The sequence below is a fragment of the Klebsiella sp. WP8-S18-ESBL-06 genome (genome assembly GCF_014169755.1).
GTDB classification, from domain to species: Bacteria; Pseudomonadota; Gammaproteobacteria; order Enterobacterales; family Enterobacteriaceae; genus Kluyvera; species Kluyvera ascorbata_B.
The window spans coordinates 4,726,591-4,751,146 of record NZ_AP022256.1; the positions used below are offsets into that span (position 1 = coordinate 4,726,591).

General features: G+C 57.1%; 22 protein-coding genes and 4 tRNA genes. 5 read left to right on the forward strand and 21 right to left on the reverse strand.

The window, feature by feature from the left end:
• The 8 genes from corA to lptM all read right to left on the reverse strand — a co-directional run bounded on the left by corA (position 1) and on the right by lptM (position 6,918).
• Positions 1-951 (reverse strand): magnesium/cobalt transporter CorA, encoded by a 951-nt coding sequence (corA, locus tag H7R76_RS22585; RefSeq protein ID WP_106929866.1) that lies wholly within the window; start codon positions 949-951, stop codon positions 1-3.
• Between the two features lie 152 nt (positions 952-1,103).
• Positions 1,104-1,160: a YsgD/CorL family protein gene (gene ysgD, locus H7R76_RS24985; protein WP_218007475.1), complete on the reverse strand. Its 57-nt coding sequence runs from the start codon at positions 1,158-1,160 to the stop codon at positions 1,104-1,106.
• A 147-nt stretch (positions 1,161-1,307) separates the two neighbouring features.
• A complete protein-coding gene (uvrD, locus tag H7R76_RS22590) occupies positions 1,308-3,470 on the reverse strand; it encodes a DNA helicase II (RefSeq protein ID WP_182929690.1) in 2,163 nt (720 codons plus the stop codon).
• A 65-nt stretch (positions 3,471-3,535) separates the two neighbouring features.
• Positions 3,536-4,252, reverse strand: coding sequence for a 5-amino-6-(5-phospho-D-ribitylamino)uracil phosphatase YigB (yigB, locus tag H7R76_RS22595; protein ID WP_106929862.1), 717 nt, complete (start codon positions 4,250-4,252; stop codon positions 3,536-3,538).
• Positions 4,252-5,154: a tyrosine recombinase XerC gene (gene xerC, locus H7R76_RS22600; RefSeq protein ID WP_106929860.1), complete on the reverse strand. Its 903-nt coding sequence runs from the start codon at positions 5,152-5,154 to the stop codon at positions 4,252-4,254. Before xerC ends, yigB begins: the two co-directional genes overlap by 1 nt.
• Positions 5,151-5,858 carry a DUF484 domain-containing protein gene (locus tag H7R76_RS22605; protein ID WP_106929858.1) on the reverse strand — a complete coding sequence of 236 codons (708 nt, stop codon included), beginning with the start codon at positions 5,856-5,858 and terminating at the stop codon, positions 5,151-5,153. Before H7R76_RS22605 ends, xerC begins: the two co-directional genes overlap by 4 nt.
• Positions 5,855-6,679 (reverse strand): diaminopimelate epimerase, encoded by an 825-nt coding sequence (gene dapF / locus H7R76_RS22610; protein WP_106929856.1) that lies wholly within the window; start codon positions 6,677-6,679, stop codon positions 5,855-5,857. Before dapF ends, H7R76_RS22605 begins: the two co-directional genes overlap by 4 nt.
• 35 nt (positions 6,680-6,714) lie before the next feature.
• Positions 6,715-6,918 (reverse strand): LPS translocon maturation chaperone LptM, encoded by a 204-nt coding sequence (lptM, locus tag H7R76_RS22615; RefSeq protein WP_182966548.1) that lies wholly within the window; start codon positions 6,916-6,918, stop codon positions 6,715-6,717.
• A gap of 139 nt (positions 6,919-7,057) precedes the next feature.
• Between lptM and cyaY the strand changes: the two genes are divergently transcribed.
• Complete coding sequence (cyaY, locus tag H7R76_RS22620) at positions 7,058-7,378, forward strand: iron donor protein CyaY (RefSeq protein ID WP_106929852.1); 321 nt, start codon at positions 7,058-7,060, stop codon at positions 7,376-7,378.
• 98 nt (positions 7,379-7,476) lie between these two features.
• Here cyaY and cyaA read toward each other — a convergent pair whose 3' ends face one another.
• The gene (cyaA, locus tag H7R76_RS22625) at positions 7,477-10,023 is read right to left on the reverse strand and encodes a class I adenylate cyclase (RefSeq protein ID WP_182966550.1); all 2,547 of its coding nucleotides are present in this window, start codon (positions 10,021-10,023) and stop codon (positions 7,477-7,479) included.
• 409 nt (positions 10,024-10,432) lie between these two features.
• Here cyaA and hemC point away from each other — a divergent pair, with 409 nt between their 5' ends.
• Genes hemC through hemY form a run of 4 tightly spaced genes read left to right on the forward strand, consistent with a single transcriptional unit; the run spans position 10,433 to position 14,541 of the window.
• Entirely contained in the window at positions 10,433-11,374 is a 942-nt protein-coding gene (gene hemC / locus H7R76_RS22630) for a hydroxymethylbilane synthase (RefSeq protein WP_182966552.1), read from the forward strand.
• A complete protein-coding gene (gene hemD / locus H7R76_RS22635; RefSeq protein WP_182966554.1) occupies positions 11,371-12,111 on the forward strand; it encodes a uroporphyrinogen-III synthase in 741 nt (246 codons plus the stop codon). Before hemC ends, hemD begins: the two co-directional genes overlap by 4 nt.
• A gap of 21 nt (positions 12,112-12,132) precedes the next feature.
• Positions 12,133-13,341, forward strand: a complete 1,209-nt coding sequence (gene hemX, locus H7R76_RS22640; protein ID WP_106929844.1) for a uroporphyrinogen-III C-methyltransferase — start codon at positions 12,133-12,135, stop codon at positions 13,339-13,341.
• Between the two features lie 3 nt (positions 13,342-13,344).
• Complete coding sequence (hemY, locus tag H7R76_RS22645) at positions 13,345-14,541, forward strand: protoheme IX biogenesis protein HemY (RefSeq protein WP_106929842.1); 1,197 nt, start codon at positions 13,345-13,347, stop codon at positions 14,539-14,541.
• A 757-nt stretch (positions 14,542-15,298) separates the two neighbouring features.
• On the opposite strand, the gene H7R76_RS22650 is transcribed toward hemY, so the two are convergent.
• The 12 genes from H7R76_RS22650 to rfbA all read right to left on the reverse strand — a co-directional run bounded on the left by H7R76_RS22650 (position 15,299) and on the right by rfbA (position 24,545).
• Positions 15,299-15,375: transfer RNA gene (locus H7R76_RS22650), tRNA-Pro, on the reverse strand.
• Positions 15,376-15,417: 42 nt separating this feature from the next.
• Positions 15,418-15,503 (reverse strand) — tRNA-Leu (locus H7R76_RS22655).
• A gap of 23 nt (positions 15,504-15,526) precedes the next feature.
• Positions 15,527-15,602: transfer RNA gene (locus tag H7R76_RS22660), tRNA-His, on the reverse strand.
• Positions 15,603-15,658: 56 nt separating this feature from the next.
• Positions 15,659-15,735, reverse strand: a tRNA-Arg gene (locus tag H7R76_RS22665).
• A 102-nt stretch (positions 15,736-15,837) separates the two neighbouring features.
• Complete coding sequence (gene thrP / locus H7R76_RS22670; protein WP_106929840.1) at positions 15,838-17,223, reverse strand: bifunctional threonine/serine APC transporter ThrP; 1,386 nt, start codon at positions 17,221-17,223, stop codon at positions 15,838-15,840.
• 228 nt (positions 17,224-17,451) lie between these two features.
• Positions 17,452-18,192, reverse strand: a complete 741-nt coding sequence (gene wecG, locus H7R76_RS22675) for a lipopolysaccharide N-acetylmannosaminouronosyltransferase (protein WP_106929838.1) — start codon at positions 18,190-18,192, stop codon at positions 17,452-17,454.
• 1 nt (position 18,193) lies between these two features.
• Positions 18,194-19,543: an ECA oligosaccharide polymerase gene (wzyE, locus tag H7R76_RS22680; protein WP_106929836.1), complete on the reverse strand. Its 1,350-nt coding sequence runs from the start codon at positions 19,541-19,543 to the stop codon at positions 18,194-18,196.
• On the reverse strand, positions 19,540-20,628 hold the full coding sequence (locus H7R76_RS22685; RefSeq protein ID WP_182966556.1) for a TDP-N-acetylfucosamine:lipid II N-acetylfucosaminyltransferase: 1,089 nt from the start codon (positions 20,626-20,628) through the stop codon (positions 19,540-19,542). Before H7R76_RS22685 ends, wzyE begins: the two co-directional genes overlap by 4 nt.
• Positions 20,625-21,875 (reverse strand): lipid III flippase WzxE, encoded by a 1,251-nt coding sequence (wzxE, locus tag H7R76_RS22690; protein WP_106929831.1) that lies wholly within the window; start codon positions 21,873-21,875, stop codon positions 20,625-20,627. The genes H7R76_RS22685 and wzxE overlap by 4 nt, the downstream gene beginning before the upstream one ends.
• Position 21,876: 1 nt before the next feature.
• The gene (gene rffA / locus H7R76_RS22695; protein ID WP_106929829.1) at positions 21,877-23,007 is read right to left on the reverse strand and encodes a dTDP-4-amino-4,6-dideoxygalactose transaminase; all 1,131 of its coding nucleotides are present in this window, start codon (positions 23,005-23,007) and stop codon (positions 21,877-21,879) included.
• Positions 23,008-23,011: 4 nt separating this feature from the next.
• Complete coding sequence (rffC, locus tag H7R76_RS22700) at positions 23,012-23,686, reverse strand: dTDP-4-amino-4,6-dideoxy-D-galactose acyltransferase (RefSeq protein WP_182929697.1); 675 nt, start codon at positions 23,684-23,686, stop codon at positions 23,012-23,014.
• Positions 23,664-24,545 (reverse strand): glucose-1-phosphate thymidylyltransferase RfbA, encoded by an 882-nt coding sequence (gene rfbA / locus H7R76_RS22705; RefSeq protein WP_106929825.1) that lies wholly within the window; start codon positions 24,543-24,545, stop codon positions 23,664-23,666. The genes rffC and rfbA overlap by 23 nt, the downstream gene beginning before the upstream one ends.
• Positions 24,546-24,556 lie beyond the last annotated feature (11 nt).

The following is a 24,556-nucleotide window of genomic DNA, read 5'->3' on the forward strand; positions in this document are numbered from 1 at the left end:
TTACAGCCAGTTCTTACGTTTGAAGTACAGGTACGGCGCAAGCCCCGCCAGAATCATAAAGATAATCGCCCCCGGATAGCCAAAGCTCCAGCGCAGCTCTGGCATAAACTCAAAGTTCATCCCATAGCTTGAAGCCACCAGCGTCGGCGGCAGGAACACCACGGACACCACCGAGAAGATCTTGATAATGCGGTTCTGTTCGATGTTGATGAAGCCCATCGCCGCCTGCATCAGGAAGTTAACCTTCTGGAACAGCGATTCGTTGTGTGGCAACAGCGACTCGATATCGCGCAAAATTTCGCGCGCCTGTTCGAGCTGACTGGCCGGTAAACGCGCCTTACGCACGAGAAAGTTCAGCGCGCGCTGGGTATCCATCAGACACAGGCGAACCTTCCAGCCGATATCTTCCAGCTCCGCCAGCGTCGAGAGCGCTTCGTCATACTCATCGCCCTGATGCCCTTCCATAATGACGCGGCTCAGCTTTTCCAGATCGCTGTAGATGTTTTCAATTTCATCCGCCAGCTGTTCGATTTTGGTTTCGAACAGGTCAAGCAGCAGCTCGTAGGCGTTGCCATCAACCATCGACTGGTTACGCGCACGCATACGATACAGGCGGAATGCCGGCAGCTCGCGCTCGCGCAGCGTAAACAGACGCCCTTCGCGGATGGTGAATGCGACGGTGGAGTTACCTGCGTGATCGTCCGCATCTTCATAGAAGAAGAAGGAGTGAATATGCAGGCCGTCTTCGTCTTCAAAAAAACGTGCGGATGCTTCGATGTCTTCCAGTTCGGGGCGCGTAGCCAGGTTCTGGCCCAAATCCTTTTGCACACGGTTTCGTTCATCGTCGTCCGGCTCGACCAAATCTACCCAAACCGAGCTGGCGAGGTGATCGATCTCATCCGCCTCAAGACGCGTTAAACGATTGTTTTCCAGTTGAAATGCGCTCAGCATGACCGGGACTCCCAATGCAAAAAATTATCGGACAGCCGGTGGGCACACAGAAACTACAGGGGTTTCAGACCATTAAACAGCCTGACTCAATGCGACGGGATAAAATACAGGTCGCTGACAACCGCTAAGGCTATCAGCATAAGAGGATAGCCTTAGGAGTTGTTCCTGGATGACAGGAAGGTGAGCCAGCATCTACTGGGTGTGTCCAAGGCTTTGTCCTCTTAGCGTAATCGTGCGCGCATGTTACGCCAGCAAAAAAACGACGTCAACACGCAACGAAACGCTAACCGGGATTAATTACCTTCTCTTCCGTAAGGCTAGCAGATCGTTACAAAATGATTATATTTTTCTGAAAGTTATACCGTTTCCAGCCGGGCGTAGGCCGCGACCAGCCATTTAATTCCCTGCCCCTGGAACGCAACTTGCAGGCGGCTGTGTTCGCCGCTGCCTTCCAGGTTAACGATGGTACCCTCGCCAAATTTCGCATGGCGTACGCGCTGGCCGAGCTTGTAGCCGGTGTCGTTTTCCGCCATCGGCGTACCCATCCGCTGATGGCTCACCGGGCGGCTCACGGTGGCGCGCAGGCGTACCTCTTCAACGCACGCTTCCGGCAGTTCACCAATAAAGCGCGACGGACGATGATACACCTCTTTGCCATACAGACGGCGGGTTTCAGCGTAGGTCAGCGTCAGCTTCTGCATCGCACGCGTCACGCCGACGTAGGCCAGACGACGTTCCTCTTCCAGGCGGCCGCCTTCATCCAGCGACATCTGGCTGGGGAACATCCCCTCTTCCATACCGACGATAAACACCTGCGGGAATTCCAGACCTTTCGCCGAGTGCAGGGTCATCAGCTGCACGGCGTCCTGCCAGGTATCGGCCTGCCCTTCCCCGGCTTCCAGCGCCGCGTGGGAAAGGAATGCCTGCAGCGGCATTAAATCTTCGTCTTCTTCGTTGTAGCTGAACTGGCGCGTAGCCGTCACCAGTTCATCTAAGTTTTCGATGCGGGTCTGGCCCTTCTCGCCTTTTTCCTGCTCGTACATTGTGCGCAGGCCGGAGTCTTTCACCACGCGATCGGTCTGCACATGCAGCGGCATATCGGCAGTTTCCTGCGCCAGCGCGTCAATCAGCTCCATAAAACGCTGTAATGCGCTCGCCGCACGGCCCGCCAGCGCTTTCTCCTGCAGCAGCTCGCGGCACGCCTGCCACAACGTCAGCTGGCGGTCGCGGGAAGTCTGACGCACCACGTCCAGCGTGCGATCGCCGATACCGCGCGTCGGCGTATTGACCACGCGCTCAAACGCTGCGTCGTCGTTACGGTTGGCAATCAGGCGCAAATAAGAAAGCGCATCTTTGATTTCCTGGCGTTCGAAGAAGCGCATGCCGCCGTAAATACGGTACGGCATACTGGCCTGTAACAACGCCTCTTCCAGCACGCGCGATTGGGCGTTGCTGCGGTAAAGAATGGCGCATTCGGTCAGCGCGCCGCCGTTGTCCTGCCAGGTTTTAATCCGGTTGACCACAAAGCGGGCTTCATCGAGTTCGTTGAACGCGCAGTAGAGGGAGATCGGTTCACCGTCGGCGCCGTCGGTCCACAGCTTTTTGCCCAGACGCCCGTTGTTGTTCTCAATCAGGGCGTTCGCCGCGCTGAGGATATTGCTGGTCGAACGGTAGTTCTGCTCCAGGCGGATGGTTTCCGCGCCGGGGAAATCGTTGAGGAAGCGCTGGATGTTCTCCACCTGCGCGCCGCGCCAGCCGTAGATCGACTGGTCATCGTCGCCAACGATCATCACTTTGCCGGTATCGCCCGCCAGCAGGCGGATCCACGCGTACTGAATGTTGTTGGTATCCTGGAATTCGTCCACCAGGATATTGGTAAAACGTTCTCGATAGTGCTGAAGAATATGTGGCTTGTTAAGCCACAGCTCATGGGCGCGCAGCAGCAGCTCGGCAAAATCCACCAGCCCGGCGCGATCGCAGGCTTCCTGATAGGCCTGGTACACCTTCTGCCAGGTTTGCTCGACCGGGTTACCGTAGCTTTGCAGATGGTGCGGACGTAGCCCTTCGTCTTTCTGGCTGTTGATAAACCACATCGCCTGACGCGGCGGCCACTGCTTCTCATCCAGATTCATGGCTTTAATCAGGCGCTTAAGCAGGCGCAGCTGATCTTCACTGTCGAGGATCTGAAAGTCCTGCGGCAGGTTGGCGTCCAGATGATGGGCGCGCAGCAGACGGTGCGCCAGCCCGTGGAAAGTGCCCACCCACATGCCGCCCTGCGAGGTACCCATCAGCTCGCCAATACGGTGGCGCATTTCCGCCGCCGCTTTGTTGGTAAAGGTGACGGCCATGATCGAGTACGGTGAGCAGTTTTCAACGCTCTGCAGCCAGGCGATACGATGCACCAGCACGCGCGTCTTGCCGCTGCCAGCGCCGGCGAGCACCAGCATGTTGGTCCGCTCCGCCGCGACGGCTTCGCGCTGTTTATCGTTGAGGCTGTCGAGCAGGTAAGAAACGTCCATTGGCACCGCCGGAAAGAATCGGGGTCCCGTCAGACCCCTGGAATTTTATACAGAGTTGCTGATGATTATATCAGCGAGGTCAGAGATGCCAACCGGGAAATCTCGACATGCGGCAATAAACGGCTATCGGCGGTCTGCATCAGGTCGGCGTTTTCTGGCTTAATCCAGCAGGCCTGCATCCCGCAGCGCACGGCGCCCGCCACGTCGGTGGTGAGATCATCGCCCACGTGCAAAATAGCGCCAAGCGGCACGTTTAGGCGCTCGGCGGCCAGATGGTACATATCGGCAAACGGCTTCGACCGCCCGTCCGGGCCAGCGCGCAGTACAAATTCAAAATAGTCGCTCAGGCCAAACAGCTCGGGCTGAGCGTTACCGTTGGTGATCGCCACCAGCGGCCATTTTTCGCCCAGCTTTTTCAGCGTGTCGTGAGTCTCCTGAGGTACGTCAACCCGGCTACGCCACTGCGCAAAGTTAGCCATCGCCGCATCGGCACCGGCTTTGGCTTCCGCCGCCGTTAGCCCCAGTTGGCGCATGCCGGACTCCAGCGCACGCCAGCGCCATTCGGTGACGTCGTGATAAATTTCCGGTTCGGTTTGCAACAGCGCATCGCGCCACCGCTGGAGCATTATGGCATCAAAGTGCGCCAGCGCCGGATGGTAGCCGCGCACAAAATTCAGCGACTCCTGCATCGTACGGTCAATCACCGGACGGTTATCATACAGGGTATCGTCAAGGTCAAACGTCAACGCGGCAATCGTGCCCAGCGGTCGATAAAAACGCATTATTTCTCCCGTTTGGCGCGCGGATGCGCCGCATCGTACACCGATGCAAGGTGTTGAAAATCAAGATGGGTATAGATTTGGGTGGTCGACAGGTTGGCGTGGCCCAGCAGTTCCTGTACGCCGCGCAGATCGCCGCTCGATTCAAGCATATGGGTAGCGAACGAGTGGCGCAGCTTGTGCGGGTGCACGTGGCTATTCAGCCCCTGCTTCACGCCCCATTCGGCAAAGCGTTTTTGCACGTTACGCGCCGAAATTCGCTTGCCGAGCTTAGAGAGGAATAGCGCGTCCTCGTCGCTGCCAAACAGGCCCCGTAGATCGAGCCAGTGTTCTATCCACGCGACGGCGTTGCGGCCAATCGGCAGACGGCGCTCTTTGCTGCCTTTGCCCATGACCCACACTTCGCCGGTGTCGAGGTCCAGATGTTTGATATCCAGATTCACCAGCTCGGACAGACGCAGGCCTGCGCCGTACATGACCTCCAGCATTGCGCGGTCGCGCACCGCCAGCGGATCATTAAGATCGATGTCCAATAGACGATTAACGTCGTCGACGTCGATATTCTTCGGCAGGTGGCGCGGCGCTTTTGGCGCGGCGATGCCTTTTGCCGGGTTGGCGGGCAGTACGCCCTGGCTGACCATCCAGTCAAAGAAGCTGCGTAAGGCAGACAGGCGTAGCGCCAGGCTTGCCGCGCCCAGCCCTTTACGGCGACTGCGGGTCGCAAAACTACGCACCATCGCAGCATCACATTGTTGCCAATTCTGCAGGCCCATCTCTGCGGCCAGTTCAATAATGGCATCAAGCTGACGCTGGTAGTTAAGTAGGGTAATCGGGCTGAGCTGCCGTTCTACGCCCAGATAGCGGAGGAAACGGGCGACAGAGAGCCCCAGTTCGGAGTCCGTCATACGCGTTCTATCCAGCGTTCCAGCAGCCCGGGCAGCATCAGGGCGATCTCCTGTAATAGCTGTGTGCCTTGCCCCGGCTGATAGTGGTGCGGGTCGCGGCTGCTGAAGAGGATAACGCCCAGATCGCCGTCGCTGCCCATCATCGACATGGCCACCGATCCCACCGCCTTGGCATCCGGTAATACCAGCAACAGCTCCGGACCATTGAGGGTTCCCAGATAATGGTTGCCCTGGCCTAAACGCTGGATACGCAGTGGCTCAAATGCCTGACGGGAAAGGACGAGATCGGTATATTTCGACGGTGCGCCAAGCCGCCAGCGATCGGAAAACAGCCGGATAGATGCGCCTGCCAGCCCGAGCTCACGCGCCCATCGGTGAAAGCGCAGCAGCAAATCATCCAGGCTTTCCGCGCAGGCCAGCCGGTTTTGCAAATGCAGCAGACGATAAAACAGGCCTTCGTTAGCCGTTGCCTGCTCCATCAGCTGGCCCATGTTCTCTTCAAGCATCGCGATATAGTTACGCGAACGCGCCATATGCCACTCGACCAGCGAGACCATGCCCCGCACCGGGTGCGGGACACGCATTTGCTCAACGGCTGCAGCATTACGAATAAAGAATTCAGGATGTTGCAGCAGATAGTCCACCACCGCGCTGTCGTTTAGCGCGGCGATAGCGTCCTGCTGTTCTTCCCCAACCTGTTTCATAGGTGAATAAATCCGTCATAGACATGTGCCGCCGGGCCAGTCATAAACAACGGTTGGCCCGGTCCTTTCCAGGCGATATCAAGACGCCCGCCCGGCAATTCCACGCGCACTTCTTCCGCCAGCAGACCTTGCTGAATGCCGACGGCCACAGCCGCACACGCGCCGCTTCCGCAGGCCTGGGTTTCACCCGCCCCGCGTTCGTAAACGCGCAGACGAATATGATCCCGCTGCACAACCTGCATGAAACCAATGTTAGCGCGTTCTGGAAAACGTTCATGGCTTTCCATCACCGGCCCCAGCGTTTCAACCGCCGCCGTCTCAACATCGTCGACCTGAATCACGCAGTGTGGGTTCCCCATGGAGACCACGCCGCACAATACTGTCTGTTCGGCCGCCCGCATAATATAGGTCTTTTCCGCTTTGTTCGCGCGGAACGGCACCTGTGCAGGCTCGAAGTTGGGCTCACCCATATTCACGCGCACCAGATCGTCTTCCGTTACGCTTAATACCATGCGCCCGTTAGCGGTACTGACGCGGATATCACGTTTATTGGTCAGGCCTTTCAGGCGCACAAAGCGCGCAAAGCAGCGCGCGCCGTTGCCGCACTGGGAAACTTCGCTACCGTCAGCGTTGAAGATGCGGTAGTGGAAATCCAGGTCCGGATCGTAAGGCGGCTCGACGATCAACAGCTGATCGAAACCCACGCCAAGATGCCGGTCCGCCAGACGGCGGATCAGCTCAGGCGAGAAAAAAACGTTCTGCGTTACCGCGTCGACGACCATGAAATCGTTGCCGAGGCCATGCATTTTAGAGAACTGCATCATCTACTCCAGTTGCGCGGTACAGCACGATGATATTAGTTATTAACCTGCGTTGGGCCGCCGCTATTGGCGCGATCGTTACGGTCCGGCGTCGCGCTTTGCACTGGAGGCGTGGCGGATTTGGTCGGCGGTGCCGCCGTCTTATCGGCCGGAGGAAAATAGAGCGGGCCTTTCAGGCCGCAGCCAGCAAGGCTAAACAGTGCGAGTAACAATGCCAGCGGTCGAAAAATCTTATTCATTCTGAGGATGCCTGTAGTTCAATGCTTTCTATTTTCTATCATCGCAGGAGAAGGCGCAAAAGCAAGCGTTAAGCACCTGACTGCAACGTGATTTGTTTCACGCTATACTGCCGCCATCACTAAATAACGGGAAACAACAATGAACGACAGTGAATTCCATCGCCTTGCAGACACCCTGTGGCTGACCATCGAAGAGCGTCTGGACGACTGGGACGGCGACAGCGATATCGACTGCGAAATCAACGGCGGCGTGCTAACCATCAGCTTTGAAAACGGCAGCAAGATCATTATTAACCGTCAGGAGCCGCTGCACCAGGTGTGGTTAGCAACCAAGCAGGGCGGCTACCATTTTGACCTGAAGGGTGACGAATGGGTGTGCGATCGCAGCGGCGAAACGTTCTGGGACCTGCTGGAACAGGCGGCGACACAGCAGGCGGGCGAAGAGGTGAGCTTCCGCTAAGGTGGATTGCCGGATGGCGGTGTAAACACCTTATCCGGCCAACAAAAAGCACAAACCGAGTAGGCCGGATAAGGCGAAGACGCCATCCGGCATGACTCTCACGAGAAATACTGCTGTAACAGCGGGGCGTTATCGCTATCGTGGTTCGACGGCGGTGGCACAACCGCCTGACTGCGGAACGGAATCACCTGCGCGCGGCCGTCGACCTTCACAATCTGATAGAACTGCGGCAGGTTAAAGTTGATAAAGCTTGAGCCGTAGGTAAAGCGATCGTGCGACGACGAGTAGAAGCGGCTGACATCGCGCACCAACTCCTCTTTGCTGCCCTCGCAGTGGTGATACACCTCGGCACGGTTGCTTTCGTCGAGAATATAGATATTAAAGCCCTGGTCCTCACCCGACTCTTCAAAGAAGAACTGGATAATCCCTTCGCTGGCAAAACCGTCGACCACCGGCGGTAATTCCACATGGTTAGTCTCAACCTGTACCGACAGGCCGTGAAGCTTGTTGTGCGAAATGGCGCCGTAGAACTCGATGGCGTTTTCCAGCTTCTGCACCGACACGTTCAGACGTTCAAAGAACAGGCCCCAGGTCTGGCCGGAGACGCGCAGCGCTTTAAAACGCCCGGTTTCCTGACGGGTGCTGGAGAGGCGCAGTTCAATGCATTCTGACACCAGCTGCTGTACGCGAGTACGAATAAGACCGCGCAGATGCTGGCTGTAGCAGAACACTTCCACGCTATCCGGCGGCGCGGCGTCCTGGTGCATTTTGCCCAGAATGGTTTTCAGCGCTTCAATCATCGCCTGCTCGCCGTTGAAGTGCAGGGTACGCACTTCGTTCCACGAGTTGCGGTACAGCAGATCGACGCTGCCAACCAGGCATTTCTGGTCTTCGCCAAAGCTAAAGGTGTCGAGCTTACGGAAGTCGAAATGCACCACCTGATTGCGGAAGGCCGCCGTCGGGTCGTACTCGAGGTTGACGATAATCGCCAGATGGCGAATTTCGCACGGGCTGTACAACGCTTTCGGCGTTGGCGCCGGCAGACGCAGCGGGAAGTGGTGCGACACGTCAGCAACCATTTCCTGCAGTTTCGCCAGATCAACAATACCGTTGCCCTTAATAAACAGGCGCATACGCGAGGTCAACAGTCCGTTAAACCAGGCCCAGGCCACCAGCTTGTTGAGATAGCGGTTATATTCGAGCGGCTGATGGCTGACGATCGATTCCATGTTCGGCGCGCGGTTATAAAGATACCAGCCCGTACGGTTGGCGCGCCCCGGCGGCACATAGATAAAGGTCAGATTCGGCTCGGAAAGATCCGGGGAGATCTGTGGGTTCACCAGCGTCACTTTACCCGGCAGCGCTTCAAACGCGGCGTACAGTTTACGCGTCAGCACGCCGATATCCTGCGGGCTGGCGGAAACGCTGAGGTTGTTACGGCGCGCAAAGCGGATCAGATTACGGTAGCTCTGCATCATGGCATCGAGCAGCTCGTTGTGCGCTTCACGCACCTGATCGATTTTCCAGTTGGCGCGGTTGTCGAGCATCGCCAGGCGTTCTTCGCTCCAGCCCCACTCTTTCACCAATTGCCCAACCACCTCACGACGCCAGCCGACGCAGGCGCGCTCGCGGCTAAGCTTTTCGCACACTTTGAGGTAGAAGCAACGGCGGACGAGATCGAGACGGGTTTCGTCGTCGATCGCCTTCAGGTATTCGGTCACGCGCTCCAGCATCATGCAGTAGGCATCAAGACCGAAGGAGACGATCTCGCCGTCGTGCAGACGCTGCTTGATGTCTTTCGCCAGCAGGCGCGTATTGGGGTATTCCCAGGAGTAGGCTTCCAGCAGCAGGGTTTTCAGCACCGCTTTATACGGCGAGTCGATACTCTTATACAGCTGCCACAGGCTGGCACCAAAGTACTCTTCGGCAGAGAGCGAGCTCAATCCACCGAGGTCAAGCCATTCGTTCGGCGTCAACACGCCCTGGGCGTAGAGGGTCATCACGTAGTCGTCGTAATGATCTTCTTCTTCGCACGGCACCATATTCCACAGAATACGCTTGCCCGCCAGGCGTACCGCCGTACGGTAGAATTCGTCGAGCAGTAAAATATGCTGCGTTGAACCGCAGTCTTCCCCACCCAGGCTGCCGCTCTCGTTATGGCGGAAGCGGTTTTCGTCGATCAGGAAGAAGCTGACTTCAACGCCCAGCGATGCCGCCCAGCTTTCCAGCAGGCTGCATTTGCGCTGTAACAATTGGCGTTCGTCATTATCGAGCCACGATTGGTGGCAGACCCAGATGTCGAGGTCGGAGGAACAGCTCTGGCCGACGGACGAGGTGCTGCCCATCGAGTACACGCCGGTAATCGGCAGTTCGCCTTTCGCGGTGGTCTGCGGCGGCATACCGCGATGCAGTTCGAGCTCGTCAAGATAATGGCGTTGGGTTTCATCAGGCGTGTAGAGGCAGATGCCCTTGGGAACGTTACCGTCAAGGTAACCCGGCATCAGCGGATGATGATAATGTAGTAATGTCGGCAGCAGACTGTATACCTGCTGGAAAGCAGGGCCCATGGCAGCAAGCGCGCGATCCACACGCAGTTGATTGATGGCATCCAGTCTCTGTTTCAGTGTCTCAATATAGAGGTACAAGACATATCGCCTGATGTTCAAAGCCCCGGTGCATCTTAGATGGGTACCGATACGGAGGCTTTAATATTTCAACAAGAAGAACCGTTACCGTTTTTGTCCGCCGTTGTGATTATCGAATTCTGGACAAAAAATGGTTTAAAACGTGATCAATTTAACACCTTGCCGGTTGACCGTAAAGAATGTTGCACTACAACCAGTGTAGCATTGAATGCTGCTGTAAACCCCGGCATACGATCAAGACAGTGCCAGTAATAAACGGTAAACACAACCCCGTTTATGCACCTCTTCATTTATGCGGAAGGCACGTTTCCTGCATCGCGAATTGTTCAGGGTATGAATCCCTGAAAACTAACATCATTAAGGCAACAATGTTAGGATGAACAACGGACGATAGATGACGGTAACAAGCATGTTAGACAAAGTTTTGAGAATTGCCACACGCCAAAGCCCGCTCGCGCTCTGGCAAGCGCACTATGTAAAAGAACGCCTGGAGGCCAGCCATCCTGGGCTAACGGTGACGCTCGTGCCAATGGTGACCCGCGGCGATATTATCCTTGATACCCCGCTGGCGAAGGTGGGCGGTAAAGGACTTTTTGTCAAAGAGCTTGAGCTCGCCCTGCTTGAAAACCGCGCCGATATTGCCGTGCATTCGATGAAAGACGTTCCGGTCGAGTTCCCTGAAGGGCTTGGCCTGGTCACCATCTGTGAGCGTGACGACCCCCGCGATGCCTTTGTCTCTAACCATTACGCCTGCATGGACGATCTCCCGGCAGGCAGCATTGTCGGCACCTCCAGCCTGCGCCGCCAGTGCCAGCTCGCACGGCGTCGCCCGGACCTGGTTATTCGCTCGCTGCGCGGTAACGTGGGCACGCGCCTGAGTAAACTCGATAACGGCGACTACGATGCCATTATCCTCGCTGTCGCCGGCCTGAAACGCCTTGCTCTCGAGTCACGTATTCGCCAGCCAATGTCGCCGGAAGAATCATTACCGGCGGTTGGTCAGGGCGCCGTCGGTATCGAATGCCGCCTCGACGACGCCGAAACCCGCGCGCTGCTCGCGCCTCTGAACCACACAGAAACGGCCGTGCGCGTCTGCGCCGAGCGCGCCATGAACACCCGACTGGAAGGCGGCTGTCAGGTACCTATCGGCAGCTATGCCGAACTGCTTGACGGCGAGCTGTGGCTACGTGCGCTGGTCGGTGCGCCCGACGGCAGCCAGATGGTATGCGGTGAACGTCGCGGTAAACCCGAAGACGCCGAGCGGATGGGCATTGAGCTGGCCGACGAACTGCTCAATAACGGCGCGCGCGCCATCCTTGCCGCCGTCTACGACGGAGACACCGCCGAATGACCATTCTGGTGACCCGTCCCTCCCCGCAAAGTGAAGAGCTCGTGAGCCGTTTGCGCGCGCTGGGGCGAGTTGCCTGGAGCTTCCCGCTGATTGAGTTTACTCCCGGTCGCGAGCTGAACCAGCTCGGCCAGGCGCTCGGCGCGCTCGGCAACGGAGATCTCGCGTTCGTGCTCTCACAGCATGCGGTGAGTTTCGCCCATGCGCATCTGCAGCAGCAGCGTCTTAGCTGGCCCACCGCGCCACGCTATTTTGCGATTGGTCGCACCACCGCGCTGGCCCTGCATCAGGCTATCGGCATTGACGTACGATACCCTTTAGATCGGGAAATCAGCGAAGTGTTGCTACAATTACCTGAATTACAAAATATTGCCGGGAAGAAAGCGCTGATTCTTCGCGGCAATGGCGGCCGGGAGCTGTTAGCCGAAACGCTGACCGCCCGCGGCGCCGACGTCACCTTATGTGAATGTTATCAGCGCAGCGCCATTCACTATGACGGCGCGGAAGAAGCCATGCGCTGGCAGTCGCGGGAAGTCTCGACCCTCGTGGTGACCAGCGGCGAAATGCTGCAACAACTTTGGTCGCTGATTCCCCTCTGGTACCGGGAAAGCTGGTTGCTCAAGTGCCGGTTACTGGTGGTGAGTGAGCGCATTGCAAAACTGGCCCGGGAAATGGGCTGGCAGGATATTCAGGTTGCCGATAGCGCAGACAACGATGCGCTGCTGCGCGCATTACAATAACTCTCAAAATTGGAAGCCATAATGACGGAACAAAAAGAAAACTCCGCCGTGGTTGAAGAGTCCGAAGACGTCGTGACCACCACGCCGCAGCCCGAGACTCGTAAGCCAGAAAATGCTGAGAAGAAAAATACCGGCGGGAAAACCAGTCTGGTGCTGAGCGCCGTTGCCATTGCCATCGCGCTGGCTGCCGGCGTCGGCCTGTACGGCTGGGGCAAACAGCAGGCCGTCAATCAATCCACCGCCAGCGATACGCTCGCCAATCAGCTTATCGCCCTGCAAAAAACGCAGGACGCGCAAAAAGAGGCGCTGGAAACCACCCTTAAACAGCAGGCCACGCAGTTGGAAGAGGCAAAAGCCCAGCAGAGCGCGATGGCCAAACAGCTGGATGAAGTGCAGCAAAAAGTGGCCGCCATCTCCGGCACCGATTCAAAAACCTGGCTACTGGCCCAGGCCGATTTCCTCGTGAAGCTGGCCGGGCGTAAGCTGTGGAGCGACCAGGACGTGACCACCGCCGCTGCGCTGCTGAAAAGCGCTGATGCCAGCCTGGCGGACATGAACGATCCCAGCCTGATTACCGCGCGCCGCGCCATCACTGAAGACATCGCCAGCCTTTCGGCCGTTTCACAGGTCGACTTCGATGGCATTATTCTGAAAGTGAACCAGCTGGCAAACCAGGTCGATAATCTGCGCCTTGCGGACAACAATACCGACGACTCCCCGATGGACAGCGATGACAGCGAGCTGTCGGCGTCGCTGAGCGAATGGCGCGTCAATCTGCAAAAAAGCTGGCAGAACTTTATGGACAGCTTTATTACCATTCGCCGCCGCGATGAAACCGCCGTCCCGCTGCTGGCGCCAAACCAGGATATCTATCTGCGCGAAAATATCCGCGCGCAGCTGCTGGCCGCCGCGCAGGCGGTACCGCGCCATCAGCAAGAAACCTACAAGCAGGCGCTGGATAACGTCTCCACCTGGGTACGCGCGTACTACGATACCGAAGACGCGGCGACGAAAACCTTCCTGAGCGAGATAGACCAGCTCAGCCAGCAGAGCATCGCGATGGACGTACCGGAAACGCTGCAAAGCCAGCCGATTCTGGAAAAACTGATGCAGACCCGCGTGCGTAATCTGATGGCGCAGCCCGCCGTCGAGCAGCCGTCGGCAGAGCCACCTGCCGCCGCCCAGGCCGCGCCCGTGCCGCCCACCCCTGCCGCACCGCAAGGAGAGTAATCGATGCTTAAAGTTCTTTTGCTCTTTGCGCTGCTGATCGCCGGCGTGGTGATAGGCCCGATGATCGCAGGCCACCAGGGCTACGTGCTGATTCAGACCGATAACTACAATATTGAAACCAGCGTTACCGGTCTGGTTATCATCATGATTCTGATGATGGTCGTGCTGTTCGCCATAGAGTGGATTTTACGCCGCATCTTCCGCACCAGCGCCCACACCCGCGGCTGGTTCGTTGGCCGTAAACGCCGTCGGGCGCGTAAACAAACGGAACAAGCCCTGCTGAAGCTGGCGGAAGGCGACTATCAGCAGGTTGAAAAGCTGATGTCGAAAAATGCCGATCACGCTGAGCAACCGGTGGTGAACTACCTGCTGGCGGCCGAAGCTGCGCAGCAGCGTGGTGATGAAGCCCGTGCGAACCAACATCTGCAGCGCGCCGCTGAAAACGCCGGTAATGACCTGATTCCCGTGGAAATTACCCGCGTACGCTTGCAGCTGGCGCGCCATGAAACCCACGCCGCACGCCACGGCATTGATAAGCTGCTGGAGGTCGCGCCGCGCCATCCGGAAGTGCTGCGTCTGGCCGAGCAGGCCTATATTGAAACCGGTGCATGGAGTTCGCTGTTGGATATCATCCCATCGATGGCGAAAGCCAACGTCGGAGATGACGCCCACCGTGCGGCGCTGGAGCAGCAGGCGTGGATTGGCCTGATGGATCAAGCCCGCGCCGATGGCGGCAGCGAAGGGTTGCGCGAGTGGTGGAAAAATCAGAGCCGTAAAACCCGTCATCAGGTTGCCCTGCAGGTGGCCATGGCGGATCATCTGATTGAGTGTGACGATCATGACACCGCCCAGCAGATCATCATCGATGGGCTGAAACGTCAATATGACGATCGTCTGGTGATGCTGATCCCGCGTCTGCGCACCAATAATCCGGAGCAGATGGAAAAACTGCTGCGCCAGCAGATCAAAACCGTGGGCGACCGCCCACTGCTGTGGAGTACGCTGGGGCAATCGCTGATGAAGCACGGCGAATGGCAAGAAGCGAGCCTGGCCTTCCGCGCCGCGCTCAAACAGCGCCCTGACGCCTTCGACTATGCATGGCTTGCCGATACGCTCGACCGCTTGAAGCAGCCGGAAGAAGCCGCCGCCATGCGCCGCGACGGTCTGATGCTGACGCTGCAAAACAATCCGCCGGCGTAACGCTTACCTATCTCAAAAGGGGCCATCTGGCCCCTTTTTTTTCGACCGATTTGCCTTTTGCCATAAAAAAACGCCTGCTCTTTTGGGAGCAGGCGTTAAACAGGTTTAATTCGACAACTAATGGGTGCTTCACTCAACGTTATGTCCATGGTGTCTGATGAGGCATACGCGACATCTGTCAGTGGACGATAAGCACCGTCAATGGCTCTGCGTCATTCCTGAGTTTATGAGGCACAAGGCGAACATAAGAGATGGAATGAGCATCTACGCGGCGCATTATGTCACAGGATCTTCGGCGATGACACCTTCCGTTACAGAAAAATGAACGTTTTTTTTCGCCGTCGCGGCATATAAATAGCGCACATAAATACGTCGCCTTCATTATTTTTATCTAATGAATACATATCTCGCCAATAATAAAAAGCATAGATAAAGAACGCTGGGAAACACGAAGCATGTCTTAGCATGATATTTGAATAGGGGGGCCATCGTTTTCCCGGCAACGACTCTCCAGGGGCGCCATCACGGCACTATTGGCTTTCACACGGCCAGGGAAAACTCGTCTGAAAGATAATATGAAACCTATGCCGCTGGCACAAAATAAAGGCACACAGCAAAGAATGGGTGATAAGACAAAAAAGTGAGACGCCTGACGTTATTGTATTTACCAGGAATGATGTCGACAGAACGTTTATTGCGGCAGAAAGTGCATGAGATAGCAGAAAACAAAAAACCCCGCCGAAGCGGGGTTCAAAATTGGTCGGCGAGAGAGGATTCGAACCTCCGACCCACTGGTCCCAAACCAGTTGCGCTACCAAGCTGCGCTACTCGCCGAAATACTGCTTTTTGAATTTTTAGTTCAATTCGTTAAAGTCGTGGTGCGAGGGGGGGGACTCGAACCCCCACATCCAAAGGACACTAACACCTGAAGCTAGCGCGTCTACCAATTCCGCCACCTTCGCAAATTCACAACTCTATCAAATAATGGGGTGGCTAATGGGATTCGAACCCACGACAACTGGAATCACAATCCAGGGCTCTACCAACTGAGCTATAGCCACCACTGCAAATCTTTTACGCGGTTATAAAAACCACCGCAGCTCCAGCACCGGGTAAATGGTGCGCCCGACAGGATTCGAACCTGAGACCTCTGCCTCCGGAGGGCAGCGCTCTATCCAGCTGAGCTACGGGCGCTTAGCGCCGTTGCGGGGTCGGATAATACGGACTTCCTACCCCGCTGTCTAGTGCCTTTTTAAAGAAAATTATCGTTTGCTCATGGTTTGTGCGTTTTGTTGCTTATTTCTGCAATTTTTGCACGTCAACGCCCTTGCCCATACCAAAAACCTTATAAACCACGGTAACGATGGCCAAAAACAGCGCGCCCACAAACAGCGACATACGGGTATCGTCATTGAAGCCCATGCCGATCAGCACGCAAATCAGGAACGCCATGGTCAAGTAGTTGGCCCACGGGAACATAATCGAGCGGAACGGGTGGCTGGCAATCGCCGCCTTGTGCGCACGACGGAAGCGCAGCTGGCTAATCAGAATCACAAACCACGGCACCATCCCCGGCAGCACGCTGGCGCTATACACGTACACGAAGACGCGCTGCGGATTCGGAATGACGTAGTTCAGACAGGAGCCAATCAGCAGAACCACAATGGATACGCTCACCCCGGCCGCCGGTACGCCGCTTTTGCTGACTTTCGCCATCGCCGCTGGCAGCTGACGGTTTTTCGCCAGCGCATAGAGCATACGCCCGCAGCTGTACATCCCGCTGTTACAGCCGGACAGCGCGGCCGTCAACACCACAAAGTTGATGATACCGGCCGCAGCGGTGATACCAATTTTGGCAAAGGTCAGCACGAATGGGCTGCCGTTGGTGCCAATTTCATTCCATGGGAAGATGGTAACGATAACGAAAATCGCACCCACGTAAAAAATCAGGATACGCCACAGCACTTTGCCAACCGCACTGCGCAGCGTCACCTGCGGGTTCTTCGCTTCACCGGCGGTCATGCCGATAAGCTCCACGCCCTGGTATGACGCCACCACGATGCACAGCGCCGTCAGGAAGCCCTTCCAGCCGCCCGCAAAGAAGCCTCCGTGTTCGGTCAGGTTGCTGAAACCAATTGAGTGGCCGCCGTTGCCGAAGCCAAAGAAAATGACGCCGAGGCCAATCACGATCATGACGATGATGGTGGTCACCTTGATCATCGCGAACCAGAACTCGATTTCACCGTACAGGCGCACCGCGGCCAGGTTCGCCAGCGCCACCAGCCCCACGGCAATGAGCGCCGGGATCCACTGCGCCATTTCCGGGAACCAGAACTGGACGTACACCCCAATGGCGGTAATTTCCGAGATCCCCACCGCCATCCACATAAACCAGTATGACCAGGCGGTAAGATAACCAAAGAACGGGCTCATATAACGGTGCGCATAAACGGCGAACGAGCCGGTTACCGGCTCAATGAACAGCATTTCGCCCATCGACCGCATAATGAAGAAGACAAAAACCCCCGCCAGAATATAGGCCAGCAGCACCGACGGTCCGGCCCACTTCAGGGTGCTTGCCGAGCCCATAAACAGGCCCACGCCGATGGTGCCGCCAAGGGCAATCAATTCGATATGACGGGCTTCCAGACCGCGCTGGAGCTCCGGTTTCTTCTCTGCCATAAATCCTCTTGTGTTTGCATGTGTCCGGTCGATGCCGGTTTTATTTTTATAAAAAAAGATGTCTTTCGGATGCGGACGTATCAGTAAAAATACGGATACATCGTCAGGGCATGGGAATGGTTTAACAAATTCGATTAAATGGCAAATATAAATGAGGGATAAAGTATCGGGCTTGTGAATGTATTACGCAGAAAATACGCAATACATTCACGGTAACGCGCAGAAAATTCAGAGATTATTGGTGTAATGCCAGCGTAAGTAGCGCAGCAGCCGCAGCTGACGCTTGATGCGGCTTGGCTGAGACAGCAGGCGGTACAGCCACTCCAGCCCCAGGTTCTGCCACACCTTCGGCGCACGCTTCACGTGGCCGGTAAAAACGTCATAGGTGCCGCCAACGCCCATATAAAGCGCGTCCGGATGCACCTGACGGCAGTCGCGCATCAGAAGCTCCTGCTTAGGAGACCCCATTGCCACGGTCACGATCTTCGCCCCGCTGTCGCGAATACGCGCAAACAGCGCCTGGCGCTGGTCGGCGGTAAAGTAGCCGTCCTGCGTCCCGACCAAATTCACGTTCCACTGCTGTCGTAGTTTTTGCGCCGTTTCGGCCAGCACGTCCGGCTTGCCGCCGACTAAAAATACCGGCGTGCCTTCCGCTCCCGCGCGTGCCATCAGTGCTTCCCACAGGTCGGCGCCCGCCACGCGCGACACGTTGGCCTGCGCATATTTCTTGCGGATTGAACGCACCACGGAAATACCGTCGGCATACTTAAACTCGGCGGCGTTAATCAGCGCCCGTACTTCAGGGTTATCTTCCAGCGTCAGGATCTTCTCGGCATTAATCGCCACCAGCGTTCCTTGCTTCAGGGTACCGCCCGCATACAGATAGTCCAGCGCGTGCTGCATATTGCGCCAGCCGATCAGGTTTATCCCACGCACGGCGTAGGTCGGTGCGGTCTGTGATTCAGCCATCTTATGCTTCTCCAACGTGCGAAGGGCGTCTTAACCGCTGATGAATCAGCCCCGCGCGCTCAAACAACCAGTACAACAGTTTTGCCACCAGCAAACAGAATCCAAAAATCACCATAAAGAAAACGACGCGAGAACCGAAGGCATCCAGGCCTTCACGCGCCAGCACAATCATGTTGAAGATCGCGCCGAAGCAAAAGCTGTGCAAAATAGCCGACTTATAGCGGTTGTTTTCCCGATTGCCGAGCATATAAAGCCAGTCGAACCACTTGATTATCAGCCCTACCGCCACGGCGCCCAGTGGGACAAACCACATGCCGCCCATCACCACCAGCGAACCAATCAGCGTGGGGGAAATCGCCAGCCCGGAGTGGTTGTTAAGAACCTCCCACGTAAAGTAGTTCGCCGTGTTCAGCACAATGCTCGGACGCGACGGCCACAGCCAGCTGGGAATGAACACATAGAAGTCGCGCACCATCGGTGCCAGCCCCTGAAAATCGATTTTGTCGTAGTTTTGCAGCAGCAGTGCCAGGTTTTCCCACGGCGAGAAGGTATCGCGCGTCAGGTAGAGGAAGGTATAAAACGCTTCATCGCCGCTCACGTTCATACCGTAGCGCTTCAGCGCCAGCCAGAACATGCCGACAATACCCATTACCCCGGCCGCCGCCAGCATCCACAGTGAAATCCAGCCGCGAATGATGCCGATAAACAGGAAGATGGCAAAAGCGATAATAATATTTGCCCGCGTACCGCCGACAATGGCGTAGGTCAGCAGCCCGAAGGCGACGGTAGCAATCAGGAAGCCAATCCACCGCTTCCAGCTGGGCTTGAGGAAATAGACCACCAGCATCGCTGGAATAAAGAAGTAAAAGAAACGTTTAAGCGCGACGCCGGACACCTCGCTGGAAAAAATCTGGCTGTACGAATGCAGCTTAAACAGCAGGAAGCCGTTATGCAGGAAGAAAGTGCCGACGGTGAACAGCGCGATCCCCATCAGCAGCACCCAAGTAATATGCGTCTCAACGCGGTTCATCGTGAACAGCGGGCGACGCGGCACCTGTGAATGGGCAGAGCGCAGCCGGGTTTTGTAGGTGACGTAATACACCGCGTAGAAACACACGGAGATCAGCAGCGTTTGCAACAGCACATCGGGTGGTGAAACGCCCACGCCGAAACGGAACACCAGCGTACAGGTCAGCGGGAAGCCGAAGAAAAAGGTCAGCAGGAACAACAACGAAAAAAAGACGTTGAAGTTAAAGCGCACGCGGCGGAACTCAAACCAGGTCAACGTGCCGATAAACAGCGTCGACAGCAGCCAGACGACAAACAGCCCGGTAAACTGCATTTCGCTCATACCGCTTCCCCCGCCGCCAGTTGCAGCGCCCGATGCCACGGCGCCAGATAATTCGGTTTGAAAAAGGCAATCGCATTTTTATCCACCAGCGACAGCTGACGCTGGGCTTCGCGCACCACCGGTACGGTCAGCGCGTCGTCGGTAAACAGCACCGGGATATTTTGCTCGGCCATATCCAGCCAGAACGGATTCTGCCGGTTCAGCACGCAGGGGATCCCCGCCTGAATCAGCAGACACAGCGTGCCGATGCCCTGCTGGCGCGCAAAAATAAAATAGCCCAGATCGCAGCGGCGTAACAGCGCAAGGTAGGCATCAAATTCCAGCTTTTCGCGCAGAATCTGTACATTTTCCTGACTAAACAATGCCTGAGCGGCGCTGTCTACTTCAGCAATATAGACGTCGTTATTCGCCGGGTAGCCCATCGGCACAATGACGTTAACCGTATCGCCAAACTGCTGATGCACGGCCTTCAGGGCGGCAATGTGTTCATTGCTGCGATCGCCAGAGTTGCCCACCAGAATGGTCAGCTTACCTTCTCGCGGCGTAGGATCGGCCAGCGCATTGAGCGTCGGGTCCATACGCGTCGGGAAATAGAGCCGTTCACCGGGCACCTGCGGATGCATATTGCCGAAATAGCTCAGATCGCCGCAGGTAGCAAACACGCGCCCTACGCGCCCTACGCGCCCTTGCGCCATGCGCCGCAGCGGATAAAACAGGCGGAACTTCAGGCCGCGGGAGACTTCATAAAGATCGGCCCCCCAGATATGCCAGCTCACCTGCGACGGCTTCAGGCCCCCGCTCAACAGCGCCAGCCAGATGCCAGTATTAAACTGCCCGTGGAAGAAAAACCGCTGCTGGCGATTGGCTTTCGCCTTCGTCACCACGGCTTTCGCCAGCGCCGATTTATCGGCGTAGCGTTCAATCATCAGCGAAGGAAATGCGGCCGCCAGGCCGTCGTCCTTGCTCACCACCATAAACTGACGGGCGTGCGCGGGCTCTGCGGCCAGTTCATCGGCAAAAAACCGCAGCACCGTCTGGTTGTGATGAGGGATATCCGATCCCAGGACATGTATCAGTTCGGTCATTGCCGTTTACGCCAAATTAAAAATACGCTGCAACACAGCGTGAAATAAACAATATAGGTCGCCATGTAAGCCTGTGCCGCCCCCAGCGCGCCGTGTACCGGAATCAACCACTGGGAAAACGCCGTCAGCAGCGCAAATTGGCTCAGCTCGGCCAGAATGTAGAAACGCAGCGATGCCTTCGCGATGACTAAATAACCAAAAACGTAAGCGCCTACTTTCAATACATCGCCCACCAGCTGCCACGCGAACAGGTCACGCATGGCAACAAACTTCGACGAGAACAGCAGCCAGATGGCAAAATCACGCAGCAGCCAGACGGTCAGGCTCGCGGCAGCCACGGCGGGCAGGACAAATTTCAGCGATCGGCCGATTTCCCGCGAGATTTCTGCTTTGGCCGTCAGGCGCGACAGCGTCGGCAGCAGATAAACGCTGAATGAGGCGGTAATAAACTGCAAATAGGCATCTGAGATACTGCTGACGCCCTGCCAGATACCGACTTCATCCCAGCTGTAGTGCGCTGCCATCAGGTTTCGCATCATCACGTAGGCCACCGGCATGGTGACCGACGTCATCAGCGCCATCAGGGTAAACTTACCCAACTGACTGGCCAGCGCGGTGTCCCACTGTGGCTTGAGATAGCCCCACGGGATGGCACGGCGTCGGGTCAGCATGATCGCCGCCGGAATGACAATCAGCGCCGGCACCAGCGCCAGCCCCAACAGCGCGCCCTGATAGCCGCCAAGCCGATAGCAGGCATAGTACGCCACCACGCCAATCAGGCTACCGGCAATCAGCGACAGCGCATTACCGGCCGCATCGCGAAAGCCTTTCATCAGCGCCAGCAGCAGGTTCGCCCAGGCGATCCCCATCTGCACCAGCGCCACCAGACGCACCAGCCCCTGATAGTCCGCATGGCCGAAAAGACCGCGGCTTATCGGCGCGGCCGCCAGCAGAAAAATCACGGCCAGCAGCGTGGAGAAAGCCAGCACCATCGCCGAGGAGGTGCCCACGACCTGACGCAAACGCGTCGGCTCGTCGTGATGCTGGGCGACCAGTTTCGTCACCCCGTTGAAAATACCCGCTCCGGCGAGCACGCCAAGCACGGTCACCAGTTGGCGGAAGTTACCCGCCTGACCCACGCCCGAAGGGCCAAACGATACCGCCAGCAGCTTGACTACCAGCAGGCCAACGCCAATTTTGACCAGCGTGGACGCGGCGGTCCACATCGAAGCTTTTGCCAACGACATATCAGGCGAAATAGCTCAGTAGCGTATTGATAACCGTGCGCTGATCGACCGGCGACAGGTTGTAGAACAGCGGTAAGCGTAGTAACCGCTCACTTTCTTTCGTGGTGTAGCGATCTTCGCCGTGGAACTCACCGAATTTCTCGCCCGCCGGGCAGGAGTGCAGCGGAATGTAGTGGAACACTGCCAGAATCTCCGCCTCCTTCAGCCAGTTAATCAGCGCACCGCGATCTTCAACATCGCGCAGCTTGATGTAAAACATGTGCGCGTTATGGCCACACTCCTGCGGCACAACCGGCAGGTCAATACGCCCGGCGTGTGCCAGCGGCAGCAGCGCGTCGTAGTAGCGCTGCCAAAGGGAGAGACGCTGTTTGTTGATACGGTCTGCGGCTTCCAGCTGCGCCCACAGATAGGCGGCCTGCAAGTCAGACATCAGATAGCTGGAACCGATATCGCGCCAGGTGTATTTGTCCACCAGCCCACGGAAAAACTGGCTACGGTTAGTGCCCTTCTCACGAATGATTTCCGCCCGTTCAACCAGTGCGCGATCGTTAATCAGCGTCGCGCCGCCTTCACCGCCCGCGGTGTAGTTTTTGGTTTCGTGGAAGCTAAAGCAGCCAATATGGCCAATGGAACCCAGCGCGCGACCTTTGTAGGTCGACATCACGCCCTGCGCGGCATCTTCAACGACGAACAGATTGTACTTCTTCGCCAGCGCCATGATGGTGTCCATTTCACAGGCCACGCCCGCGTAGTGCACCGGCACAATGGCGCGCGTTTTGTCGGTGATCGCCGCTTCAATCAGCGTCTCATCGATGTTCATCGTCTCTTTATGCACATCCACGAACACAATCTTCGCCCCGCGCAGCACGAAGGCGTTGGCGGTAGAGACGAAGGTGTAGCTCGGCATAATCACTTCATCGCCCGGTTGGATATCCAGCAGGATTGCTGCCATCTCCAGCGACGCAGTGCAGGACGGCGTCAGCAGGACTTTGGCGCTACCGAAGCGCTGCTCCATCCACTGCTGGCAGCGGCGGGTAAAGCCGCCATCGCCGCACAGTTTGCCGCTGCCCATCGCGGATTGCATGTAATCGAGTTCAGTACCCACAACCGGTGGGGCGTTAAATGGAATCATGGTGTCACCTGTATAGCCAGTACGCGGTGCTAACCACGTTAGCGCCGCTGTGAATATAGCGTTGAAGTGCTGCGGTATTGCCGGCCTGCGTGGCCACCCGAAGCGTCGTCAGGCCGCGAGTATACGCCCAGCGTATTGCGGCCTGCATCAATTCTGCGCCCGCGCCGCGCCCGGCCAGCAGGCCGATTCTCGCGTCGCAGGCGTTTAATTCTCGTAGGGAAACGAAGGCGCGGATAGCACCCTGTTCATCGCGAAACACCAGACACTGATTATCAAAGGTGCCTTTGACCGCATTTTCTATCCACTGCGCGTAGAAACGGCCGCTGGCGTCGGCGGCGTACCACGGCGCACGAAAGCGGCTTAACGCAAACGCCTGTGCCGCCAGCGCCCGTAATTCCGGGATATCCGACTCGCTGGCCACCTGCGCCTGCGGGCAGGTCACCGGCGTGACGGGCAGCGCCAAATCGACTTCACCTTCCACCAGTTGAAAGCCCAGCGCCTGCAGCGCATCCAGCTGCGCCACCTGGTGCGCGGCAATTTTGGCCTGCACGCGCGACCAGCCCGCCAGCCGTTCGGCGGTCAGCGACGGCGCGTCATCGGCAAAGCGAACAATGGCGCTGTTCACGCCGAAAAACTGATTTTCCCACACAAGGGGGTCAATATTGGCGCGGACGGGCACGGAGCAGCTCCAGCAGGTATTGGCCATAACCGGTTTTCGCCAGCCCGGCGGCGGCGCGTTTTACGCCTTCATCGTCGAGCCAGCCGTTGCGCCAGGCGATCTCTTCCAGACAGGCAATTTTAAAACCCTGCCGCTTTTCGACCGTCTGTACGAACATACTCGCTTCAATCAGGCTGTCGTGCGTGCCGGTATCCAGCCAGGCAAAACCACGGCCCAGCAGTTCCACGGTCAGCTTGCCGTCATCCAGATACATCTGATTAATCGAGGTGATCTCGAGTTCACCGCGCTCAGAAGGCTTCACGCGTTTGGCGTACTCCACCACGTTGCTATCGTAGAAATAGAGCCCGGTCACCGCCCAGTTTGATTTCGGCTGCTTCGGTTTCTCTTCCAGCGACAGTGCCTGAAAGTTATCGTCAAACTCCACCACGCCAAAACGTTCCGGGTCCATGACCTGGTAGCCAAACACCGTCGCGCCTTCGCTGCGCGCTGCCACGTTACGCAGCTTCGGGCTGAAGCCCTGGCCGAAAAAGATATTATCGCCAAGCACCAGGCAAGACGGCTCGCCGTTCAGGAAGGTTTCGCCAATGATAAACGCCTGCGCCAGACCGTCGGGGCTTGGTTGTTCAGCATACTGTAACGAAATGCCAAACTCGCTCCCGTCGCCCAGCAGGCGCTGGAAGTAGCTCTTATCTTCCGGCGTGGTGATGATCAGAATCTCACGAATACCCGCCAGCATCAGCACCGACAGCGGGTAGTAAATCATGGGCTTATCGTAAATCGGCAGCAGCTGTTTCGACACGCCGCGGGTGATCGGATGCAGGCGCGTGCCTGAGCCGCCGGCAAGAATAATGCCTTTCATTGCTTGTCCTC